Below are 274 nucleotides of genomic sequence, written 5' to 3' on the forward strand. Positions count from 1 at the left end.
CGGATTGAACTCAAAGAGGCTTTAGATTCTGCAAAAGAGAAAGGCTATAAGAGTCACTTTGTTACTCTCACTTTTCCCCACGGAATAAGCGATGATTTGAACGATATACTTTCGAAAATGCGTAACGCTTACCGTAGACTTTCAAGCGGTAAAAATGCCATTAAATCATTAATTAAGAGAGTTGACGAAAATAACCAAATCCACGGATTTATTCGAGCTGTTGAGGTTACACACGGCAAGAACGGCTTTCATCCTCACATCCATATGATTGTTT

At 38.7% G+C, this 274-nt stretch carries 1 protein-coding gene; it reads left to right on the forward strand.

Going from position 1 to position 274, the window contains the following annotated elements:
* On the forward strand, positions 1–274 hold a 274-nt coding region (locus tag P8629_RS11820), incomplete at both ends, for a protein rep (RefSeq protein ID WP_278166318.1).

Origin of the sequence: Hydrogenovibrio sp. 3SP14C1, from assembly GCF_029625905.1 — a bacterium.
Taxonomy (GTDB): domain Bacteria; phylum Pseudomonadota; class Gammaproteobacteria; order Thiomicrospirales; family Thiomicrospiraceae; genus Hydrogenovibrio.